This window comes from Streptomyces sp. NPDC088194, from assembly GCF_040702025.1.
Taxonomy (GTDB): Bacteria; Actinomycetota; Actinomycetes; order Streptomycetales; family Streptomycetaceae; genus Actinacidiphila.
This window is the reverse complement of sequence record NZ_JBFBIV010000014.1, coordinates 67,457-87,707: the sequence shown is the minus strand read 5'-3', so window position 1 is coordinate 87,707 and position 20,251 is coordinate 67,457. Positions and strand designations below refer to the sequence as shown.

Here is a 20,251-nt window from a genome sequence, read left to right as displayed (position 1 = left end):
GCTACTGCTGGCTGAGCCGCTTGTCGATCTCGGTGTCCGCCTTCTTGGCGGCCGCGCTCGGGGACTGGCCCTGGAGCACGCCGGTCATGAAGAGGGTGGTGATCGGGTTGGGCGCGTTCTCGACGTTGCCCCACGCCGGGATCAGCGGGGTGGTGCCGCCGTTGGCCGCGGCGGCCGCGGAGACGGTGCCGAACTCGTTGCCGGTCAGGTTGGAGTCGAGGCTCGCCTTGTTCGGGACGACGCCGCCCTCCTTGGCCAGCTCGCCCTCGAACTGGTCGGACATCGCCATCTTCAGGAAGTCCTGGGCCAGCTCGGGGTTCTTGCTCGCCTGGGAGATCGCCAGGTTGGAGCCGCCGACGAAGACGCTGGCGGTCTTGTCCGCCGTCTTGCCCGGGAAGGCGAAGAAGCCGACCTGGTCCTTCAGCGCCGGGTTCTTGGTGATGGCGCCGGCCGCCTCCCAGCCCAGGCCGAGGAACGCGCCGACGTCGCCCTTGGCGAACACGTCGGACTGCTGCGGGGTGGCCTCGTCCTTGTCCTTCGGCGCGGTGCCGTAGGAGTTCACCTTCTTGTACAGGTTGATCGCCGCGGCGGCCTGGGGGGTGTCCAGGTTGCCGGTGTACTTGTCGCCGTCCTTCTTGACCAGGTCGGCGCCGGCGTCCAGCAGGAAGCCGTCGAAGCCGTACCAGTCCTGGCCGGGCAGGTAGAAGGCGTCCTTGGTGCCCTTGGCCTTGATCTTGTCCAGGTCGGAGAAGAGCTCGTCCTGGGTCTTCGGCGGCGTGGTGATGCCGGCCCCGGACCAGATCTTCTTGTTGTAGACGACGACCCGGCTGGCGAAGTACCACGGGGCGGCGAACTGCTTGCCGTTGTAGACCGCGGAGCCGTTCAGCGCCGGCACCCAGTCGCTGCCGCCGATGTCGGCCTTGACGCTGGTGAGGTCCTTGAGGCCGCCGGTCGCCGCGTAGTACGGGGTCTGGGTGTTGCCGACCTCGATGACGTCCGGCGGGGTGCTCTCCGACAGCGCGGTGGTGAGCTTCTGCTGGATGCCGTCCCACTGCTGGACGGTGATCTTCAGCTTCGCACCGGGGTACTGCTTCTCGAACGCGGCGGTGATGTCCTTGGTCCACCCGGGCGGGTTGGAGCCGCTCATCAGCCACACGTTGAGCGTCTTGCCCTTGAAATCGGCCGGCCCGGCCGAACTCCCCTTGCCCGAATCGGACTTGTCGCTGCTGCCACCACAGGCCGCGACTCCGGTCAGCACTGCCGCGACACCGATCGCAGCGATGAGCTTGCGCCTCATGCCACCCTCCTCAAGGATGCCCGAAACTCCCCCCACCGCCCGAAATGTCGGCTGCCGCACGCGCATTGCAGCCGCGTCCTGCTCGTGGGTCTGGGATTGGTCGTTAATGGTTTAGACCAGTACCCGGAGCTTGGCCTAGACCTTTAGGGGTGTCAAGGGTGTATAAGAACACCCGTCGGACCTGTTATCGGACCGACACCTGAAGGGCATCAGCCACCCACCGCCTCCCTCCGGCAGGGGAGCCCGTGCCACCATGTGACCGCGATCAACGGAGGAGCCGGTGACGGCAGTACGACGGCAGTCGGGAGTACACGGCATGGACAGCGACACGGGCAGCAGCGCGGAGCCCACGGGGAACGGCACCGCCGGCCGCACCGCCCGCGTGCCGAAGTACTACCGGCTCAAGCGCCATCTCCTGGACATCACCCAGACCATGCCGCCCGGCACCCCGGTGCCCCCGGAGCGCACCCTGGCCACCGAGTTCGACACCTCCCGCACCACCGTGCGGCAGGCGCTGCAGGAGCTGGTGGTCGAGGGCCGGCTGGAGCGCATCCAGGGCAAGGGCACCTTCGTGGCGAAGCCGAAGGTCTCCCAGGCGCTGCAACTCACCTCCTACACCGAGGACATGCGCGCGCAGGGCCTGGAGCCCACCTCGCAGCTGCTGGACATCGGCTACATCACCGCCGACGACCGGCTGGCCGGGCTGCTGGACATGAAGGCCGGCGGCCGGGTGCTGCGGATCGAGCGGCTGCGGCTGGCCAACAGCGAGCCGATGGCGATCGAGACCACCCACCTGTCCGCGAAGCGCTTCCCCGCGCTGCGCCGCAGCCTGGCGAAGTACACCTCGCTCTACACCGCGCTCGCCGAGGTCTACGACGTGCGGCTGGCCGAGGCCGAGGAAACCATCGAGACCTCGCTGGCCACCCCGCGCGAGGCCGGGCTGCTGAGCACCGACGTCGGGCTGCCGATGCTGATGCTCTCCCGGCACTCCGTGGACACCACGGGGGAACCGGTGGAGTGGGTGCGGTCGGTCTACCGCGGCGACCGGTACAAGTTCGTCGCGCGGCTCAACCGCCCGACGGACTGAGCCCCACCGATCCGAATGCTGTCGTACGAAGGCCCGCCGGACCCGCCGGCGGGCCGCTTCGGCGTTCCCTCGTACGGCTGATATCCGCACAGGTAGTGACGCCTGTCACTCCCCTCCCCTAGATTCCTGCGCACCACATTGATCGCTCTAGGGGACGGGAGCACCAGCTGTGCCGACCGCGCCGACACAAGTACCCCAGCCGCGCCGACCGGCGGACGGACCACGACCGGCGGTCACGCCCGCGCGGGTCGTCGCCGGAATCTGCCTGCTCATTCCGCTCGTCAGCACGCTCTGGGTCAGCTCCTATTCGCGGCTGACCCCCACCTTCATCGGCATCCCGTTCTTCTACTGGTACCAGCTCGCCTGGGTGCCGGTCTCGGCGGTGCTCACCTACTCCGCCTACGTGCTGGTCCGGCGTGACGCACGCAGCCGCAAGGGAGGTGCGGCCAAGTGAAGAACCACGTCGACGGGGTCGCGCTCGGCATCCTCATCTTCTTCTTCGTCGCCGTCACGGCGATGGGCTTCATGGCCGCGCGCTGGCGGCGCGCGGACAACGCGCTGCACCTGGACGAATGGGGGCTGGGCGGCCGAAGTTTCGGCACCTGGGTGACCTGGTTCCTGCTCGGCGGCGACCTGTACACCGCGTACACCTTCATCGCCGTGCCGGCCGCGATCTACGGCGCCGGAGCATCGGGCTTCTTCGCGGTGCCCTACACGATCATCGCCTACCCGCTGGTCTTCCTCTTCCTGCCGCGGCTGTGGTCGGTCTCGCGCAAGCACGGCTACGTGACCTCCTCGGACTTCATCCGCGGCCGGTTCGGCTCCAAGAGCCTGTCGGTGGCCGTCGCGCTCACCGGCATCGTGGCCACCATGCCGTACATCGCGCTCCAACTCGTCGGCATCCAGGCGGTGCTGGACGTGGTCGGGGTCGGCGGCAGCGACTCGACCAACTGGTTCGTCAAGGACCTGCCGCTGCTGATCGCCTTCGGCGTGCTCGCCGCGTACACCTACTCCTCCGGGCTGCGGGCACCCGCGCTGATCGCGTTCGTCAAGGACGCGCTGATCTACATCGTGATCGCAGTGGCGATCATCTACATCCCGTACAAGCTCGGCGGGTTCGGCGACATCTTCCACAAGGCGGGCGCCGCGTACGCGGTGAAGAACCCCGCCACCGGCAAGCCGCACGGCTCGCTGACCGTCGCGCCGCAGGCCCAATGGGCCTACGCCACGCTCGCGTTGGGCTCCGCGATGGCGCTGTTCCTCTACCCGCACTCGGTGACCGCGGTGCTCTCCGGCAAGAGCCGCACCGTCATCCAGCGCAACACCGCGATCCTGCCGCTGTACTCGCTGATGCTCGGGCTGCTGGCGATGCTCGGCTTCATGGCGGTCGCCGACGGCGTCGGCAAGAACGTCAAGGGCTACAACGCCCAACTCGCCATCCCCCAGCTCTTCGAGAACGTCTTCCCGAGCTGGTTCGCCGGGGTCGCCTTCGCCGCGATCGCGATCGGCGCGCTGGTACCCGCCGCGATCATGTCCATCGCCGCCGCGAACCTCTTCACCCGCAACATCTACAAGGACCTGATCCGCCCGAACGCCACGCCCGCGGAGGAGACCCGCGTCTCCAAGCTCGCCTCGCTGGTGGTGAAGGTCGGCGCGCTCGTCTTCGTGCTGTCGATGGACAAGACCGTGGCGATCAACTTCCAGCTGCTGGGCGGGATCTGGATTCTGCAGACGGTGCCCGCGATCGTCGGCGGGCTCTTCACCCGCTGGTTCCACCGCTGGGCGCTGCTGGCCGGCTGGGCCGCGGGCATGGCCTACGGCACCTGGAAGGCGTACGACCAGTCCAGCCCGAGCCAGTCGCACTTCGGCGGGAACTCCGACACGATCCCGTGGATCGGCAAGATCGGGTACATCGGGCTCACCGCGTTCGTGCTCAACGTGGTCATCGCGGTGGTGCTCACGCTGGTGTTGCGGGCGGTGAAGGCACCCGCGGGCACCGATGAGACGGTCCTGTCGGACTACACCGCCGAACCGGGCGAGCCCGGCGCTCCGGGGGTGCCCCTGACCCCCGAGCCCGCCCCGTCCGCGTAGTCGCGGTCCCCTTGTGCGGCTCCTTCCGCGGAAGGAGCCGCACATACACAGGGGCGCGGGGAACTCCCCCGGAATGGGCACCCCCAGCGACCAGCCACCCACCGGCGGACGGTCCGGCGACCTACGCCAAGGGGCTCGGTGTGCGGAAGGTGCGCCGGTACGCCTGCGGCGTCGTCCCGGTCCACCGGACGAAGTGGTGCCGCATGGTGGCCGCGTTGCCGAACCCCGCCCGGACCGCGACGGAGTCGACGGTCGCGTCGGTCCCCTCCAGCAACTCCCGGGCGAGCAGCACACGTTGCCCCAGCAACCAGCGGTACGGCGTGGTCCCGGTCTCCTGCTGGAAGCGCCTCGCGAAGGTCCGCGGTGACATGTGGGCGCGCAGCGCCAGTTCCTCGACGGTCACCTCGCGGTCGAGGTGCCGCTCCATCCAGGAGAGCACCCCGGTGACAGTGTCGCTCTGCGCCCGGGGCAGCGGCCGGTCCACGTACTGCGCCTGGCCGCCCTCGCGGTGCGGGGGGACCACCATGCGCCGGGCGATACCGTTCGCCACCGCGCTGCCCTGCTCCTTGCGGACGAGGTGCAGGCAGGCGTCGATGCCCGCCGCCGTGCCGGCCGAGGTGACCACGCCGGCGTCGTCGACGTAGAGCATGTCCGCCTCGACCTCGGCCTTCGGATGGCGCCGCGCGAGCCGTTCCGCGTGCCGCCAGTGAGCCGCGCACCGCCGCCCGTCGAGCAGCCCGGCCGCGCCGAGCACGAACACCCCCGAGCACACGCTCAGTACGGTCGCGCCGCGCTCGACCGCGCGGTTCAACGCGTCGAGCATCGGCTGCGGGAAGGTGCGGATGTTGTACGAGTCGCCGGCCGGCACCGCGATCAGGTCGGCCTCGTCCAGCCGGTCCAGGCCCTCCGCCACCACCAGTTCGAACCCGGCGTGCGTCCCCACCCGCGGCCCCTCCGCCGAGACCACCGAGAAGTCGTAGACCGGCAGCCCCTCCTCGCTGCGGTCCAGCCCGAAGACCTCGCAGACCACGCCGAGTTCAAAGGGGTGAACCCCGTCCAGGACCACGGTCGCCACGTTGCGCAACATGTCGTCCAGCCTGCCACGTGGCAGCATGTTGCGGTAGTACGGCAGTGCTGCCACTGTTCGACCGTAAGCGGCGCGAGCACGATTGACCCATGACCGTACTCCTGGACATCGCCGCTCTCCTCGGCCTTCTGCTGGCCCTCACCTTCGTCCCCGTCCTCGGTCTGCGCCACGAGGCGAAGATCACTCGCGAACTGCGGGAGGCGGACCGCAAGCGCGCCGAACTCTGAGACCCCTCCCGCGCCCGCCCGACCGGGGCCCGCCCAGGCCCTTCCGCGGCCCCGCCAGACGGCGGGGCCGCGGCCGCATGCGGCCCGACAACGCGCGCGGGCCACCATGAGATTGACAGCGCGACACAACATGTGGGGGTGCCTGCGGTGGGCGCCACTACATGTATGCTCAACCCCGTTGCCGCAGGGGAAGCCGGTGAAAATCCGGCGCTGCCCCGCAACGGTGAACGGTCGCGCGCCCAGCGCCCCGTACAGCCCGATCGCCTGCCGGCCGACACGCTCCCGCGTGCCTTGTGCGCGGGGGTGCCTCCCGAGCCGCCGGGCTCAACGGGAGGAATCCGTCCGGGCCTCGTGGACTGGGTCGACGGGCGCACGGCGGCGTGCCGGAAAACGGCCCCGCCATGCCTCTCGTCGCTCTCCGCGCGGCCGCCGCCGCGTATGAGGGAGAGCACCACCGTGACCACCGCGCCCACCGCCCCCGCGCCCACCGCCGCCACCTCCTCGGCGGCCCCCGCCACCGCTCCCCCCGGCCGGCCGCGGGTGCCGGAGCCCGCGGACGGCGCCGGCGCCGAACTCCTTCGCATGCTCGTCGAACTGACCGCCGACCTGCCCGACGCCGACCCGGGCCGGGTCACCGCCGCCGCCCTGCGCGGCCGCAGCACCGGCGCCGACCGCGCCGAACTGCGCACCCTCGCCATCGACGCAGCCGCCGGTCTGATCTCCGACGACCCGGTGTACTCCCGGCTCGCCGCCCGCCTGCTGAGCGAGGCGATCACCGAGGAGGCGGCCGGCCAGGGCGCGGTCTCCTTCACCACCTCCATCGCGGTCGGCCACCGCGAGGGCCTGGTCGGCGACCGCACCGCCGCCTTCGTCGCCGCCCACGCGGCCCGGCTGGACGCGCTGGTCGACCAGGCGCTCGCCGACCGCGCCGACGACCGCTTCGGCTACTTCGGCCTGCGCACCCTGCACAGCCGCTACCTGCTGCGGCACCCGATCACCCGCCAGGTGATCGAGACCCCGCAGCACTTCATGCTGCGGGTCGCCGCGGGCCTCGCCGAGGACGACGGCGTCACCGCGCCCGGCGGCCCGGCCACGGCAGGCGGCGGGCCCGAGGTGGGCGGCGGCCGCGCGCTGGAGGAAGTCGCCGACCTGTACCGGCTGATGAGCGCGCTGGACTACCTGCCCAGCTCCCCCACCCTCTTCAACTCCGGCACCCGCCACCCGCAGATGTCCTCCTGCTACCTGCTGGACTCCCCGCTCGACCAGCTGGACTCGATCTACGGCCGCTACCACGAGGTGGCCCGCCTGTCGAAGCACGCCGGCGGCATCGGCATCCCCTACTCCCGGGTGCGCGCCCGCGGTTCGCTGATCCGCGGCACCAACGGCCACTCCAACGGCATCGTGCCGTTCCTGAAGACCCTCGACGCCTCGGTGGCCGCGGTGAACCAGGGCGGCCGCCGCAAGGGAGCCGCCGCGGTCTACCTGGAGACCTGGCACGCCGACATCGAGGAGTTCCTCGAACTGCGGGACAACACCGGCGAGGACGCCCGCCGCACCCACAACCTCAACCTCGCGCACTGGGTCCCGGACGAGTTCATGCGCCGGGTCGACGCCGACGCGGACTGGTCGCTCTTCTCCCCCGTCGACGTCCCCGAGCTGGTCGACCTGTGGGGCGCCGACTTCGACGCCGCCTACCGCCGCGCCGAGGCGGCCGGCCTGGCCCGCCGTACCCTCCCGGCCCGCGAGCTGTACGGGCGGATGATGCGCACCCTCGCGCAGACCGGCAACGGCTGGATGACGTTCAAGGACGCCGCCAACCGCACCGCGAACCAGACCGCCCGCCCCGGCCGGACCGTGCACTCCTCGAACCTGTGCACGGAGATCCTGGAGGTCTCGGACGACTCCGAGACGGCCGTGTGCAACCTGGGTTCGGTGAACCTGGGCGCGTTCGTGATCGCACCGCGGGACGGTACCGCGGGCGGCGCGGACGGCATCGACGACGCGATCGACTGGGAGCGGCTGGACCGTACCGTGCACACCGCGGTCACCTTCCTGGACCGGGTGGTCGACATCAACTACTACCCGACCGAGCAGGCCGGGCGCTCCAACTCCCGCTGGCGGCCGGTGGGTCTGGGCATCATGGGGCTGCAGGACGTCTTCTTCCGGCTCCGGCTGCCCTTCGGCTCCGAGGCGGCCCGCGCGCTGTCCACGAAGATCTCCGAGCGGATCATGCTCGCCGCCTACGAGGCGTCCTGCGACCTCGCCGAGCGCAACGGCCCGCTGCCCGCGTGGGACCAGACCCGTACCTCCGACGGCGTGCTGCACCCCGACCACTTCGGCGCCGCCCCGCACTGGCCGGAGCGCTGGACCGCGCTGCGCGCCCGTATCGCCACCACCGGCCTGCGCAACTCGCTGCTGCTCGCGATCGCCCCCACCGCGACGATCGCCTCCATCGCCGGCGTCTACGAGTGCATCGAGCCGCAGGTGTCCAACCTCTTCAAGCGCGAGACGCTCTCCGGCGAGTTCCTCCAGGTCAACTCCTACCTGGTGGCCGACCTCAAGCGGCTGGGCCTGTGGGACCCGCGGACCCGGGAGGCGCTGCGGGAGGCCAACGGCTCGGTCCAGGGCTTCGACTGGATTCCGGCGGAGGTGCGGGAGCTGTACCGCACCGCCTGGGAGCTGCCGCAGCGCGCGCTGATCGACCTGGCCGCGGACCGTACGCCGTACCTCGACCAGAGCCAGTCGCTGAACCTGTTCCTGGAGACGCCGACGATCGGGAAGCTCAGCTCGATGTACGCGTACGCGTGGAAGCGGGGGCTGAAGACCACGTACTACCTGCGGTCGCGGCCGGCCACCCGGATCGCCCGCGCGGCTTCTTCCGCGGCTTCCGGGGCTTCCGGGGCTTCCGCTTCTTCCGCGGCTTCCGCTTCTTCCGCCGCGTCCGCGTCCGTCCCCGCGCCCGCCGCCGTACCCGTGATCGCCGACGCCGACGCGATCGCCTGCTCCCTTGAGAACCCCGAGTCCTGCGAGGCATGCCAGTAATGACCACCGACACCACCGCGAACGGGACCACGAGCGGAACCACGAGCGGGACCGTGGACGGGACCTCCCCCGCCGTGAAGAACCTGCTCGACCCGGGCTTCGAACTGACCCTGCGCCCGATGCGCTACCCCGACTTCTACGAGCGCTACCGCGACGCCATCAAGAACACCTGGACCGTCGAGGAGGTCGACCTCCACTCCGACGTCACCGACCTCGCCAAGCTCTCCCCGGCCGAACAGCACCTGATCGGACGGCTCGTGGCGTTCTTCGCCACCGGGGACTCCATCGTCTCCAACAACCTCGTGCTCACCCTCTACCGGCACATCAACTCCCCCGAGGCGCGGCTGTACCTGTCCCGCCAGCTCTTCGAGGAAGCCGTCCACGTCCAGTTCTATCTGACCCTGCTGGACACCTACCTGCCCGACCCCGACGACCGCGCCGCCGCGTTCGCCGCCGTCGAGAACATCCCGTCCATCCGTGAGAAGGCGCAGTTCTGCTTCCGCTGGATGGACTCCGTGGAGACCGTCGACCGCCTCGACAACCGCGACGACCGCCGCCGTTTCCTGCTCAACCTGATCTGCTTCGCGGCCTGCATCGAGGGCCTGTTCTTCTACGGCGCCTTCGCCTACGTCTACTGGTTCCGCTCCCGCGGCCTCCTGCACGGCCTGGCCACCGGCACCAACTGGGTGTTCCGTGACGAGACCATGCACATGTCCTTCGCGTTCGACGTCGTCGACACCGTACGCAAGGAGGAGCCCGAACTCTTCGACGCCCAACTGCGCGACCAGGTCACCGACATGATGCGTGAGGCGGTCGAGGCGGAACTCCTCTTCGCGCACGACCTGTGCGGTGACGGACTGCCCGGCATGAACACCGCCTCCATGCGCGAGTACCTCCAGTGCGTCGCCGACCAGCGCCTGTCCCGCCTCGGCTTCCCCCCGGTCTACGGCTCGGAGAACCCCTTCTCCTTCATGGAGCTCCAGGGGGTCCAGGAACTCACCAACTTCTTCGAACGCCGCCCCTCCGCCTACCAGGTCGCCGTCGAGGGCACCGTCTCCCTGGACGAGGACTTCTGACCCCGCACCTGCCGTGACGGCCCCGCCCTGCTGGGCGGGGCCGTCGTCCTGGGCGGGGCCGTCGTCCTGGGCGGGGCGTCCTCCTTTCTCCTCCCATCACCCGTCCCATCGCCTCCCATCAGCCACCTTGGACACTCTCCGTACCCGTGTTCTAACCTCCTGCGTACGAGACCGAACAATGGCAACCAATGGCAACCCGGGGGGGCTCGCCATGTCACGGCGCGCAGACGACGGCAGCACGTTCAGCGGAATCGATCCGAAGCAACTGCACACGTTCATCACCACGATCAACAGCCACACCGGCCACGACGGCACCACGAGCGCCCAACCCGTGGTGCGCGACTGGATGAGCCGGGCCACCTACCTCGGACTGGACACCTCCACCCTCGCCGCGGTGACCAGGCACCTGTCGTGGGCGCAGGACCAACTCCCCATGCTGCGGCAGCGGCTCTTCCTGGCCCAGCAGACGGAACAGCCGTATCCCGGCTCGAAGCACATGGTCGAAATCGACGACGGCATGGTGGACACCTCCTCGCCCGCTCAGGTGCGCCGCGACTCCGCGCAGGCCGTCAAGCTCGCCAAACTCGCCACATCCGACCCGAGCAAGCTCAGCAACGCACAGTTGGAGCAGCTCGACGACCTCCTGGCACTGCACGAGAACAACCCTGACTTCGCCGAGCGGTTCGCCACCGGACTCGGCCCGGCCGGCACCCTGAGGTTCTACGCGGCCGTCACCGACCCACGGCAGTTCACGACCAACCCGCGGAGCAACGTCGGCCTGTCGGCCGACCAGAAGGAGCGGGAAAAGCTCCTGGGCGGCCTGGAGAAGTCGATGGGCACCACCCTGGCCACCGCGACCCGCAACGACGACGCGGCCATGCGGCAGTGGAAGAAGACCATGATCTCCCTCGGCGGCACGGACGTCGGTGACGGACCGGACCAGCACGTCTACGGCTTCCAGGTGATGAGCGACCTGATGCGCAACGGCACCTACGACACGACGTTCCTCGACAGCTACGGGACGTCCTTGATCGCCTTCGAGAAGGCGAACACCAGCGATGTCACCAGCGGCCTGCAAAAGCAGGTCCTCGAGAAGGACGTCCTTCCCTGGGACCAGCCGGACATGATCTACGACCGGATGCACTACGGCGCCGCCAACGACGGCGGCACGGACCCCATGACGGGATTCATGGAAGCGCTCGGCCACAACCCCGCGGCCTCCACCACCTTCTTCGAGAACAGCAAGAACTTCGACTACCTCACCGAGACCCGCAACTGGCCCGGTGACTCCACCACCAGCCACTCCGCGAAGACCATCGCCGGTTACAAGTCCCTCGGCCACGCACTGGAGTCGGCGACCATGGGCTCCTCCTATGACGCCAACCCACCCCAACTCCACCGCACCAAGGACACCGCCAAGGTGATGACCGAAGTCGTCAACCGCTACGGCCAGCAGGCGACCGGCACGGACAAGGTCAAGACGCGTGACAGCGGCGCCGACCTCCTCGCCCGCCAGTCCGGCATCGGCCCGAGCCTCGGCCGCATCACGGCGGCGTACATCGACGACGTGGACTGGGGACTGGACGACGACAACGACCTTTCGGTCTACAGCGGAACGAGCAGCGGCAGGCCGCCGAAGGACCGGGCGCACTTCGACGGAGCCCACCTGGAGACGTTCCTGGGGACTCTCGCCCACGACGACGACGCCTACACCTCGGTGACCAACGCTCAGCAGGCGTACACCACCTCGGTGCTGAACGCCCACCCTCCCGTCATCGACAAGAACGGCCAGGTGCAAAGCACCGACAGCCAGAACGCCATCCGCATAGGCGCCCAACTCCAAGGCATCATGGACCGCGGCTGGATCGACGAGTACAAGGCCAAGGGCGACAAGCAGGACGCCGACTTCAACGAGAGCGTCGACAAGCGCTCCGAGCGACAGCAGATGGTCGCGGGCCTCATCACCGGCGGCGTCTTCGCCTTCGCACCCGAACCCGAGTCCGGCATCGGCGCCACGATCGTCCCGCTCGTCACCGACGACGTCCACGACCAGATCGACGACCAGATCAGCAAGAACATCGGCGACTACTCGGACTCCCAGCACCGCAACCTGGCCGATGTGCGGCAGGGCAAGGCAGCCGGCGTCTACAACGCCGGCAGACGGGGGTCCTGGGTTCCCGCCAAGAACCTCGTCGACAACAGCCCACAGGGATGGAGCCGCGCTCAGGTGAAAGCGTTGAACGACGCGCTGACTCAGGCACAGCAAGTCGGCTACAACACGGGCAGCCTCGACCAGGAGCAGGGCGGCAACCTGCCCGTGACCGGAACATGAGACAGGAGCCGACGATGATCGGTACCCGCACATCCCGCCGCCACAGTGTCCTTGCTGCGGCAGCCCTCGGTGCGCTCGGCGTTTCCCTGCTGTCCGGATGCAGCTCCAAAAAGCCCGCGCCGACCAACTCCTACGGGTCTCCGATCAGCATCCAGAGTGCGTGTGACCGCTCCTTCGACACGCAAGGCGCCGCGGCGTTGCGAGAAATCACCGGCAAGAACCAGCTGTACGCCGCGCTCGCCGCAGAGCAGCACACCGCACAGCAAGTGGCGAACGCACTCCGCGCGGATCTGGACGACACCGACAACATGAACGAACACGACCTATGCTTCCTCGGCGTGGTCGGCGGACTGATGACGTCGGGACTGGAAATCCAGTTCCAGTGGTCGTCGCGCAAGCCGAGCGACAAGGACTTGAAGAGCGGAGACGACTTCACCGCATTTGGCATCGCCTACGGCGCCCTATCGTTCGACAACGGAACCTATCTGGATTTCACCTGCTCTCTCCCCGGAGCATTGGCCGGTGAAAGCCGGACCCGGTACGTCGAGGCATACGCAAACACCAGCGGCCTCAGCGCCGTCGGCAGCGCCGAAAAGCGCGAGGCCGGCGTCCGCCTGCTGTACTCCCCCGCGGTGAAGGTCGCCGCCGCGCTGGGCTGCCAGGGCAGCGATCTCCCGCCCACGCTGGGCACCTTGAAACCCCTCCCGATGAAGAAGAAGTGACCGAGAGCGGACGGACGAACTCCATGAGCGACAAGGTCCCCAGCCCCATGTGGCAAGCCCTCAACACCCTCTACACGGTCGTGGAACGCGACCTCGACTCCGTGGCGAACGCCCTGCACGCGGCCGACCAGCAGATGGCCGGCGGCAAGGGCGACGTGTGGGTCGGTGCCGCCGCCGTCACCTGGGCCACCGACCTCTCCGGCAACGCCCGTGGCACCAGCACGAAGACGCGGGCCTTCGCCGCATACGTCAAGAAGGAACGCGACGGCCACCCCAAGGAGGTCACCCAGGCCGAGGCCGACGCGGAACGGCGTCAACTCGCCCTGCCGGCCTGACCGTCGTGGACGCACTACGTGACGACAGCTAACGTAGGGCACCGAACGTTGCAGAATGTGGCCACCGTGAAGGGGGGCCGGCCCGGGGGGGCTCTGCACACACCAACTCCTCGGCGCGGCCACGCCCGTCACTCCCGTCACGTCTGCGCACACTGACCACGGGAGACTGGCAACACAATGGCACCCCGAACCAAGTTCAGCGCGGCCGCGGGCACCCTCACGGCAGCAGCCCTCCTCCTCACGGCGTGCGGCGGCGGCCACGACAAGAAGATCGCGTCGAGCCCGACCCCCAGTGATACGACTGCGTCGCAGACCACGGCCCCACCGACGACGCCCGCGGCGGACCCCAGCGCGCCGACGTTCGACTTCCCGAGCGATTTCAAGATCGTAGTGGCCCCGGACAAGACCGGTGACCCGACCAAAGACGCGGTGCTACGGGACCAGGGGTACGCGGTGCAAGCGATCTACCTCGCAATCACCAAGCTCGACAAAACGCTTCCGGTCTTCACGAAGTACGTCACCCAGGATGCCTCCGAGGGCTGGAGCGCTTCCATCGATGCGGGCAAGAAGGATGACCGCTCGATCACCGGCACGCTCCAGATCTACAACCGCAAGGTAACGGTGAGTAGTTCCACCGTTGCCGCGGTGAGTTTCTGTGAGGACCAGTCCGCCGCCTACGACAAGAATCTCAAAACCGGGAAGGCTGTGATGACCACTCCGAGCATCACCGACTTCGTCTTCCACACCTCGCGCATGCTCAAGGGAACGGATGGCATCTGGCACACCACGACATACAACAACCAGAAGGGGGCGACACAGTGCAAGCGCTGAGCAAGCGAGCGCTTCGGGCAGCGACCGTAGTGCTCTCCGCCGCCTGCGGAGTTGTGCTGCTCGGGGCGCCAAGTCAGGCAGGCACTGGGTGGTCGTCGGACCCACCTCCGAAGTCGGACGATCCGAAGCCGCCTTCGGCACCCACCACGATCCAGTCCAAGGTCAGCTACAAGAAGAGCTACCACGGAGCCGGCGTACCGATGACCGCGCCCGCCACCTCCAACTGGTCCCCCCCGCCGTGCTGGTACGAGCCCGAGTTCACTCCGAAGCAGTTCTCGGACTACATCAACAGCCACTACACGTCGGCGCAATCAGCCTGGGCGCAGATGGCGAGCGACTACGGCGCGAACGACTACCACAAGGGTGACAAGGGCGGCTGGTATCAACTGGTCACTCCCGACATCTCAAAGGCCGACGCCTGCGCCGCCCTCGACCCGTGGAAGTGGATCGCCCCCGACCAGCCGTCCACGCCGGACATTCCGACCGTCGACCCCAAGACGCTTGCCGGGCTCGCGTTCAATCGGACGATTCTGCCGAAGCCGGATATCACGCTGCGACCCATCGCCCAGAACCAACTCGTGAACCTGGATACGGAGATCGCGTTCGACAAGGCGCTGCCGAAGGTGTGGGTGACCGCGAGTCTGGACAACCCGGCCTTCGGTATTCACGTGGCGGCGACCACCACGGCCGTGCCCGTGCGGCTGACGGTGGACGCGGGGACGCAGTACGCGGACCCGCAGAGCTGCACGTACGACCTGAAGGCGTCGGGCGGGAAGTACAGCGTGAACACCAAGGACGCGGGGTGCAACGTCACCTACGACAAGGCGTCGCCGAACGGCGGTTACCCGTTGAAGGCGAGCGTCGTGTGGGAGGTCACCTGGACCCCGTCCGCCGATCCCGACGGCCCGCCGAGCGCCCCGGGGCTGCCCAACGGCCAGTCCAGCAAGCAGTTCCAGGTCACCGTGCGCGAAGACCAGACCGTCAACCGCTGACGCGAGGAGGACGCGAAGGGGCCACGGGGGGCGGGTCAGTCGTTGGGGACCGTCTCGAACTTCGGGGTGGCCTCGGCCATTTGGCGCATGACGTCCTTGCGGTCGCGCTTGGAGAGGCGGTCGATGTAGAGGCGGCCGTAGAGGTGGTCGGTCTCGTGCTGGAGGCAGCGCGCGAAGTAGCCGGTGCCCTGGAGGACGACCGGGTTGCCCTGGAGGTCCTGGCCGCGGACGACGGCGTAGTCGGGGCGGGCGAGTTCCATGTAGGCGCCGGGGACGGACAGGCAGCCCTCGTTGGAGTCGTCGAGGCGGCGCCGGTCCGCGGGGAGTTCGACCAGGACGGGGTTGCAGAGCGCACCGACGTGGCGGACGTCGTCGTCATCGGCGCAGTCGTAGACGAAGACTTTGAGGTCGACGCCGATCTGGTTGGCGGCGAGGCCGACCCCCTCGGCGGCGCGCTGCGAGGCGAACATGTCGTCCACGAGGGCGAGGAGGCTGTCGTCGAAGGCGGTGACGTCCTTGCACTCGCGGTGCAGCACCGGGTTGCCGACCACCGTGATGGGACGAGCGGTGCCGCGCTCGCGGTGGGCCGACTCGCGGTCCGCCGCGTCGGTCACGTCGTCGACGAAGTCGACTTGCTGCTCGGTGTGCTGCTGGGACATCTCCGCCGTACGCCTTCCCGGAACCTGTAAGTGATCCTTCCCAGGGTACGGGACCGCGCAAGGGCGCGATGCCGCCGTCGTGATGCTCGGCACACCACTTCGACGCCCACCGCTTCGACGGTCAGCACACCTCTTCGAGGTCCCGCCAGTCCCGGGTGTCGGGGCTGTCGGCCACCCACCCTTCGAGCAGCCCGCGGACCAGGCCGGCCGGCGCGGCGATGCCGCACTCCCGCTCGGGCGTCCAGCCCGGCTCCTCCCCGGCGGGGCTGAGGTGGCTGAGGTGACCGGGATGCCCGGGCTCGCCGTGGTCGTGCGGGTCACGCGTCGCGGAGGAGCCGTCGTCGGTGGGCATCCGGCTCTCGGAACAGGTGCGGCACAGCAGCCGGACCGAGGACGACCAGTCCTCGGCGGCGTATCCGGCCTCGGCGGCCAGCCGCTCCAGGGCGTCGCGGTCCGCCTGGGTGCCGGCTTCGAGCAGCACCAGCCAGGTCGGCACGGGCGAAGGCGCCCACAGCTCGATCTCGTCGAAGACCGGGTAGACCGAGGAGCCGGAGCCGCGCTCGGTGGCACGCTCGCCGTGCGGCACGCCGTCGTGGAGCACCACCTCGCCCCACCGGCGGCCGGAGGACGGCAGCGGGATGGAGAGCACCTCGATCCGGGCCGGGTCGAGCCGGCGGCCCCAGACCACCTCGGCCTCGCCCTCCGGGGACAGCCGCACCGCGGCGCTGCCGAGCGGCAGCCGCACGGACTCCTCGCCGGTGCGCTCGGCGGTCCCGGCCGGCATCCGCAGCCCGTACGCCTGCCAGGCGCGGCGGGCCAGCGGCCAGTCCTGGAGCGCGGTGGCGGCGATGCCGAGGTTCCACCAGTCCGGGGCGCCGACCGGGCGGTCCAGCAGCGCGACCGCGCGCAGCCCGGCGATCCGGGCCTGCGCCCAGTCGTGCCGGAACTTGTGCAGCAGCGCGAGGTTGTACCAGGACTCGGAGAGCCAGGGCTCCAGATCGGCGGCACGGGTGAGCAGCGCGCCGGCGTCCTCGTAGCGACCGTCGTCGATCAGCGTGAACGCCCGGTCGGTGGCCTGGCGCCACGTGGGCGACGGCCGGTGCCGCACTCTTCCGAAGATCTTCAACGTCGTATCCCGCCTGCCCGCTCAGCCGGTCGGCCCGATGCGGCCCGTACCACCCTGTACGACACCAACCTTGCACATTCTGGCCGTTGTCTCAGCCCGAGCCCGCCGCTTGCGGAACGCGGGCCTCACCCGACTCCCTTGCCCTTCGCACCGGCATCCAACCATGCCCAGGTCGGAGGGTGCGCGGGCACCCTGGCCAGCAGGGGTCCCTCGACCGCCGCGGTCGCCCCGCACAGCGCCGGCAGCGGCCGGAGCCGGGCCGGTGCGTCTGGTTCGACCGGTGCGGCTGGTGCGGTCGGTTCGGCCGGTGCACCGGATACGCCGGATACGTCGCGCCCGTCGCGTACGGCCACCGGGTCGGGAACGACGGGCGCCGCCGGCACCGCGGGCACCGCGAACCGCGGCCGCGCCGCCAGCGCACCCGCCAGCGCCTCCACCATCATCGGGTCGAACTGCGTGCCGGCGCACCGCCGCAACTCGGCCATCGCGGGCGCGTGCGGCCGGGCCGAACGGTAGGTGCGCGTGGACGTCATCGCGTCGAACGCGTCGGCCACCGCCACGATCCTGGCCGCCTCCGGAATCCGCCCGTCCGCGAGGCCGTACGGGTACCCGGTGCCGTCGATCCGCTCGTGGTGGTGCAGAACCGCGGGGCGGGCCTCTCCGAGCACGGAGATGCCGCGCAGCACCCCGTCGCCGTCGACCGGGTGGAGTTGGACCACGCGTCGCTCCTCGTCCGTCAGCGGACCGTTTTTGCGCAGCAGCCCGGTGGGCACCGCGAGCTTGCCGATGTCGTGCAGGGTGCCGCCGAGCCGGACCGCCTCCACCCGGGCCGCGGGCGCGCCGAGTTCGCGGGCGATGAGCGCGGCCAGCCTGCCGACCCGCTCGCTGTGGCCCCTGGTGTAGGGGTCCTTGAGTTCCAGGGCCTGCAGCAGGGCCTGTACGGTCGCCTGCTGCGCCTCCTGCCGGACCCGGCGGGAACAGGCGGAACCCCAGCAGACCGCGGGCGGCTGCGAGCGGCGGTGCGCGGGTGACACGGCGACAGCCTCCTGTCCGTACGAAGATGTACGAGACTCAGGAGGATAGGGCCGTAGCGGGCGGCTATGAGGGTTTTGCCGCCATTACGCCGGAAGGGGGGACCACCGCTCACCCGTAGGAGTGATGTACGGCCGAGCGGCTTGACGGCGTCCAGGCGGTCGCGTGGTAGGGCGTAAAGCCCTCAGGCGGCCGCGAGTTCGGGCGGTGGCGGCAGGTTCGGGGCGGGTGCGGAGCGGTGCGCGGGCCGGGCTGCCAGACCGGCCCGGCGGTCACGCGGAGGGTGCCTCGGTCGTGGTGATCTCGGCGCTGAGCGCGTCCTGTTCGGGCACGGCCTCGCCGCGCCGGACCAGCTCGATCCGCATCATCACCTTGGAGCGCAGGTCGCTCGGTACGTCGTCGGAGCCGCAGCAGCGCTTCACCAGCTTCTTGACCGCGACTTCCAGGCCGTACTTCTCCAGGCACGGGTGGCACTCGTCGAAGTGCTCCCGGAACTTGGTGCAGGCATCGTCGGACATCTCCTCGTCGAGGTACTCGTAGAGGTGGTCGAGCACCTCGGAGCAGTCCGTCTCATGTGCGTCTCCGCAGCTCATGAATCCGCGCCCTTCTCATCTGCCACGCCCGCGGGGACGAGTCCGCGGTCCCGGGCGTAGTCCTCCAGCAGTTCGCGAAGCTGGCGACGCCCGCGGTGCAGCCGCGACATCACGGTGCCGATGGGAGTACCCATGATGTCCGCGATCTCCTTGTAGGCAAAGCCCTCGACATCGGCGAGGTACACCGCGATGCGGAACTCCTCGGGGATGGTCTGGAGCGCCGTCTTCACGTCGGAGTCCGGCAGATGGTCCAGCGCCTGGGACTCCGCGGAGCGCAGGCCGGTCGACATGTGCGACTCGGCGCGCGCCAACTGCCAGTCCTCGATCTCCTCCGAGCCGCTGCGCAGCGGCTCGCGCTGCTTCTTGCGGTAGGAGTTGATGAAGCTGTTGGTGAGGATGCGGTACAGCCACGCCTTGAGGTTGGTGCCCTCGCGGAACTGGTGGAAGGACGCGTACGCCTTCGCGTAGGTCTCCTGCACCAGGTCCTCAGCGTCGGCCGGATTGCGGGTCATCCGCAGTGCGGCCGAGTACATCTGGTCGAGGAACTCCAGCGCGTCCCGCTCGAAACGCCGGCTGCGCTGCGCTTCGGTCTCCTGTGCCGCCCCCGTGGCCGTAGGCACGGGTGGCACCCCCGAACCGGACGCACCCGCGGTGCTCGCCGTGCTGTCGTCGGTGCCGGTGACCGGACCCACCTCCTCGATAACGCCGGCGCGCCCAGAAGTGGACCCGCCCGCTTGGGAGGATATTGCACGGGTGGTGGACGTGCTGGTCGTGCCCTTGCCTCGGTCCTGCTCCGGCCACCGGGTCCAGTCCAGGTACGGCGCGGCGGCGGCCTGACCGGCGCTGAGTGGCGCGGACTGCGCGCTCACCTGTGCGGCGGCCTCCTCGCGTGACCGGCATGCGGCTGAAACCATGCGGCTGCCTCTCTCACCCTGTGTGGTACCGCCGGCGCGGTCCCTGTCGACACGCACAACAGCGCGCGCGCTGTCGTCATTCCCGGGAAGGAGAACTGCGCCCGCACGGCCTACCACGCCGGGTGGAGAGCGTTCACGCCGGGGCGGCGAACCCCAGCCCGGTGAGCCATTCCGCGACGGTTCCGGTCAGCAGGGCGAGTGCCGCCTCCTGGGTGACCGGCGCCCGCTTGGGCACCACGAAGCCGTGGTCGCCGTAGGGCACCTCCACCGGCCGGCGGTCCGCCGGGAACTCCTCGGGCCGCCCGAACGTGTCCGCGCCGCCCTGCACCCCGAGCAGCGGCAGTACGGCGGCGGCGCCGGCCAGCTCCTCGTAGCGGGACTTCTCCGGCTTGCCCGGCGGGTGCAGCGGGTACGCCAGCGCGAGGACGGCGGCCGCGCCCAGCGGGTGGGCGGTGCGGCAGGCCACCCGGGCCCCCGCGCTGCGCCCGCCGGCCACCACCGGCAGCCCGGGCGCGGCCAGCCGCGGCCACACCGCGGTCCATCCGACGTCCAGGGTCCTGGGCGCCGGGGCGATCTTCTTCCCGGCGACCCTCCAGGGTTGCTCGACCAGCGCGACGTTCACCTCGCGCTCGGGCAGCGCGGCGGCCAGCGCGGCCAGGTCGCGGGCCGTGATGCCGCCGCCCGCGCCGTGCCCGAGGGCCAGCACGCAGCGCGCCCGGCCCTCGGGGCGGTGCCAGGTGATCCGGGCCGGGCCCGCTGGGGTGTCGACGAGTTCGGCGTCAGGGGTGTCCACCCGCCAAGCCTGCCA

18 protein-coding genes, 1 pseudogene and 1 riboswitch are annotated in these 20,251 nt (G+C 69.8%); of the genes and pseudogenes, 11 read left to right on the top strand and 8 right to left on the bottom strand.

The window, feature by feature from the left end:
* Position 1: 1 nt before the first annotated feature.
* Positions 2-1,297, bottom strand: a complete 1,296-nt coding sequence (locus tag AB0399_RS10450) for an extracellular solute-binding protein (protein ID WP_329364967.1) — start codon at positions 1,295-1,297, stop codon at positions 2-4.
* Positions 1,298-1,613: 316 nt separating this feature from the next.
* Between AB0399_RS10450 and AB0399_RS10445 the strand changes: the two genes are divergently transcribed.
* From AB0399_RS10445 to mctP, 3 genes are all read left to right on the top strand, one after another.
* Positions 1,614-2,384 carry a GntR family transcriptional regulator gene (locus tag AB0399_RS10445; protein WP_329364969.1) on the top strand — a complete coding sequence of 257 codons (771 nt, stop codon included), beginning with the start codon at positions 1,614-1,616 and terminating at the stop codon, positions 2,382-2,384.
* Positions 2,385-2,643: 259 nt separating this feature from the next.
* A complete protein-coding gene (locus tag AB0399_RS10440; protein WP_329373924.1) occupies positions 2,644-2,838 on the top strand; it encodes a DUF3311 domain-containing protein in 195 nt (64 codons plus the stop codon).
* A complete protein-coding gene (mctP, locus tag AB0399_RS10435) occupies positions 2,835-4,475 on the top strand; it encodes a monocarboxylate uptake permease MctP (protein ID WP_329364971.1) in 1,641 nt (546 codons plus the stop codon). Before AB0399_RS10440 ends, mctP begins: the two co-directional genes overlap by 4 nt.
* A gap of 121 nt (positions 4,476-4,596) precedes the next feature.
* Here the strand turns inward: mctP and AB0399_RS10430 are convergent, their stop codons facing one another.
* A complete protein-coding gene (locus AB0399_RS10430; protein ID WP_329373926.1) occupies positions 4,597-5,562 on the bottom strand; it encodes a helix-turn-helix domain-containing protein in 966 nt (321 codons plus the stop codon).
* Between the two features lie 89 nt (positions 5,563-5,651).
* Here AB0399_RS10430 and AB0399_RS10425 point away from each other — a divergent pair, with 89 nt between their 5' ends.
* The 8 genes from AB0399_RS10425 (at position 5,652) to AB0399_RS10390 (ending at position 15,119) form a co-directional block, all read left to right on the top strand.
* On the top strand, positions 5,652-5,789 hold the full coding sequence (locus AB0399_RS10425) for a hypothetical protein (protein WP_328469078.1): 138 nt from the start codon (positions 5,652-5,654) through the stop codon (positions 5,787-5,789).
* Positions 5,790-5,947: 158 nt separating this feature from the next.
* Positions 5,948-6,076, top strand: a riboswitch (cobalamin riboswitch).
* Between the two features lie 253 nt (positions 6,077-6,329).
* On the top strand, positions 6,330-8,831 hold the full coding sequence (locus AB0399_RS10420) for a ribonucleoside-diphosphate reductase subunit alpha (RefSeq protein ID WP_366410997.1): 2,502 nt from the start codon (positions 6,330-6,332) through the stop codon (positions 8,829-8,831).
* Positions 8,832-8,950: 119 nt separating this feature from the next.
* Complete coding sequence (locus tag AB0399_RS10415) at positions 8,951-9,907, top strand: ribonucleotide-diphosphate reductase subunit beta (protein WP_366410996.1); 957 nt, start codon at positions 8,951-8,953, stop codon at positions 9,905-9,907.
* A gap of 211 nt (positions 9,908-10,118) precedes the next feature.
* Positions 10,119-12,239: a hypothetical protein gene (locus AB0399_RS10410; RefSeq protein ID WP_366410974.1), complete on the top strand. Its 2,121-nt coding sequence runs from the start codon at positions 10,119-10,121 to the stop codon at positions 12,237-12,239.
* Between the two features lie 14 nt (positions 12,240-12,253).
* Positions 12,254-12,961 (top strand): hypothetical protein, encoded by a 708-nt coding sequence (locus tag AB0399_RS10405; protein ID WP_366410973.1) that lies wholly within the window; start codon positions 12,254-12,256, stop codon positions 12,959-12,961.
* Between the two features lie 23 nt (positions 12,962-12,984).
* Positions 12,985-13,296, top strand: a complete 312-nt coding sequence (locus tag AB0399_RS10400; protein ID WP_328469070.1) for a hypothetical protein — start codon at positions 12,985-12,987, stop codon at positions 13,294-13,296.
* Between the two features lie 177 nt (positions 13,297-13,473).
* Entirely contained in the window at positions 13,474-14,127 is a 654-nt protein-coding gene (locus AB0399_RS10395; protein ID WP_329364982.1) for a hypothetical protein, read from the top strand.
* 200 nt (positions 14,128-14,327) lie between these two features.
* Positions 14,328-15,119: a hypothetical protein gene (locus AB0399_RS10390; RefSeq protein ID WP_366410972.1), complete on the top strand. Its 792-nt coding sequence runs from the start codon at positions 14,328-14,330 to the stop codon at positions 15,117-15,119.
* A 35-nt stretch (positions 15,120-15,154) separates the two neighbouring features.
* Here the strand turns inward: AB0399_RS10390 and def are convergent, their stop codons facing one another.
* From def to AB0399_RS10360, 6 genes and pseudogenes are all read right to left on the bottom strand, one after another.
* Positions 15,155-15,778: a peptide deformylase gene (gene def / locus AB0399_RS10385; protein ID WP_329364984.1), complete on the bottom strand. Its 624-nt coding sequence runs from the start codon at positions 15,776-15,778 to the stop codon at positions 15,155-15,157.
* 121 nt (positions 15,779-15,899) lie between these two features.
* Positions 15,900-16,904, bottom strand: coding sequence for a hypothetical protein (locus AB0399_RS10380; protein ID WP_328469062.1), 1,005 nt, complete (start codon positions 16,902-16,904; stop codon positions 15,900-15,902).
* A gap of 413 nt (positions 16,905-17,317) precedes the next feature.
* A pseudogene (locus AB0399_RS10375) lies at positions 17,318-17,866 on the bottom strand (HD-GYP domain-containing protein); the annotation flags it as partial.
* Between the two features lie 342 nt (positions 17,867-18,208).
* Positions 18,209-18,529, bottom strand: coding sequence for a mycothiol system anti-sigma-R factor (gene rsrA / locus AB0399_RS10370; protein WP_329364986.1), 321 nt, complete (start codon positions 18,527-18,529; stop codon positions 18,209-18,211).
* Complete coding sequence (locus AB0399_RS10365; RefSeq protein ID WP_328474474.1) at positions 18,526-19,158, bottom strand: sigma-70 family RNA polymerase sigma factor; 633 nt, start codon at positions 19,156-19,158, stop codon at positions 18,526-18,528. Before AB0399_RS10365 ends, rsrA begins: the two co-directional genes overlap by 4 nt.
* 418 nt (positions 19,159-19,576) lie before the next feature.
* Positions 19,577-20,236: an alpha/beta family hydrolase gene (locus tag AB0399_RS10360; RefSeq protein WP_329364988.1), complete on the bottom strand. Its 660-nt coding sequence runs from the start codon at positions 20,234-20,236 to the stop codon at positions 19,577-19,579.
* Positions 20,237-20,251: the final 15 nt, after the last annotated feature.

What these genes read in the sequence shown, in the direction of transcription:
- AB0399_RS10450 (WP_329364967.1), bottom strand. Translation starts at nt 1,297, where the DNA reads ATGAGGCGCAAGCTCATCGCTGCGATCGGTGTCGCGGCAGTGCTGACC.
- AB0399_RS10445 (WP_329364969.1), top strand. Translation starts at nt 1,614, where the DNA reads ATGGACAGCGACACGGGCAGCAGCGCGGAGCCCACGGGGAACGGCACC.
- AB0399_RS10430 (WP_329373926.1), bottom strand. Translation starts at nt 5,562, where the DNA reads ATGTTGCGCAACGTGGCGACCGTGGTCCTGGACGGGGTTCACCCCTTT.
- AB0399_RS10425 (WP_328469078.1), top strand. Translation starts at nt 5,652, where the DNA reads ATGACCGTACTCCTGGACATCGCCGCTCTCCTCGGCCTTCTGCTGGCC.
- AB0399_RS10415 (WP_366410996.1), top strand. Translation starts at nt 8,951, where the DNA reads ATGCGCTACCCCGACTTCTACGAGCGCTACCGCGACGCCATCAAGAAC.
- AB0399_RS10410 (WP_366410974.1), top strand. Translation starts at nt 10,119, where the DNA reads ATGTCACGGCGCGCAGACGACGGCAGCACGTTCAGCGGAATCGATCCG.
- AB0399_RS10405 (WP_366410973.1), top strand. Translation starts at nt 12,254, where the DNA reads ATGATCGGTACCCGCACATCCCGCCGCCACAGTGTCCTTGCTGCGGCA.
- AB0399_RS10400 (WP_328469070.1), top strand. Translation starts at nt 12,985, where the DNA reads ATGAGCGACAAGGTCCCCAGCCCCATGTGGCAAGCCCTCAACACCCTC.
- AB0399_RS10395 (WP_329364982.1), top strand. Translation starts at nt 13,474, where the DNA reads ATGGCACCCCGAACCAAGTTCAGCGCGGCCGCGGGCACCCTCACGGCA.
- AB0399_RS10390 (WP_366410972.1), top strand. Translation starts at nt 14,328, where the DNA reads ATGACCGCGCCCGCCACCTCCAACTGGTCCCCCCCGCCGTGCTGGTAC.
- def (WP_329364984.1), bottom strand. Translation starts at nt 15,778, where the DNA reads ATGTCCCAGCAGCACACCGAGCAGCAAGTCGACTTCGTCGACGACGTG.
- rsrA (WP_329364986.1), bottom strand. Translation starts at nt 18,529, where the DNA reads ATGAGCTGCGGAGACGCACATGAGACGGACTGCTCCGAGGTGCTCGAC.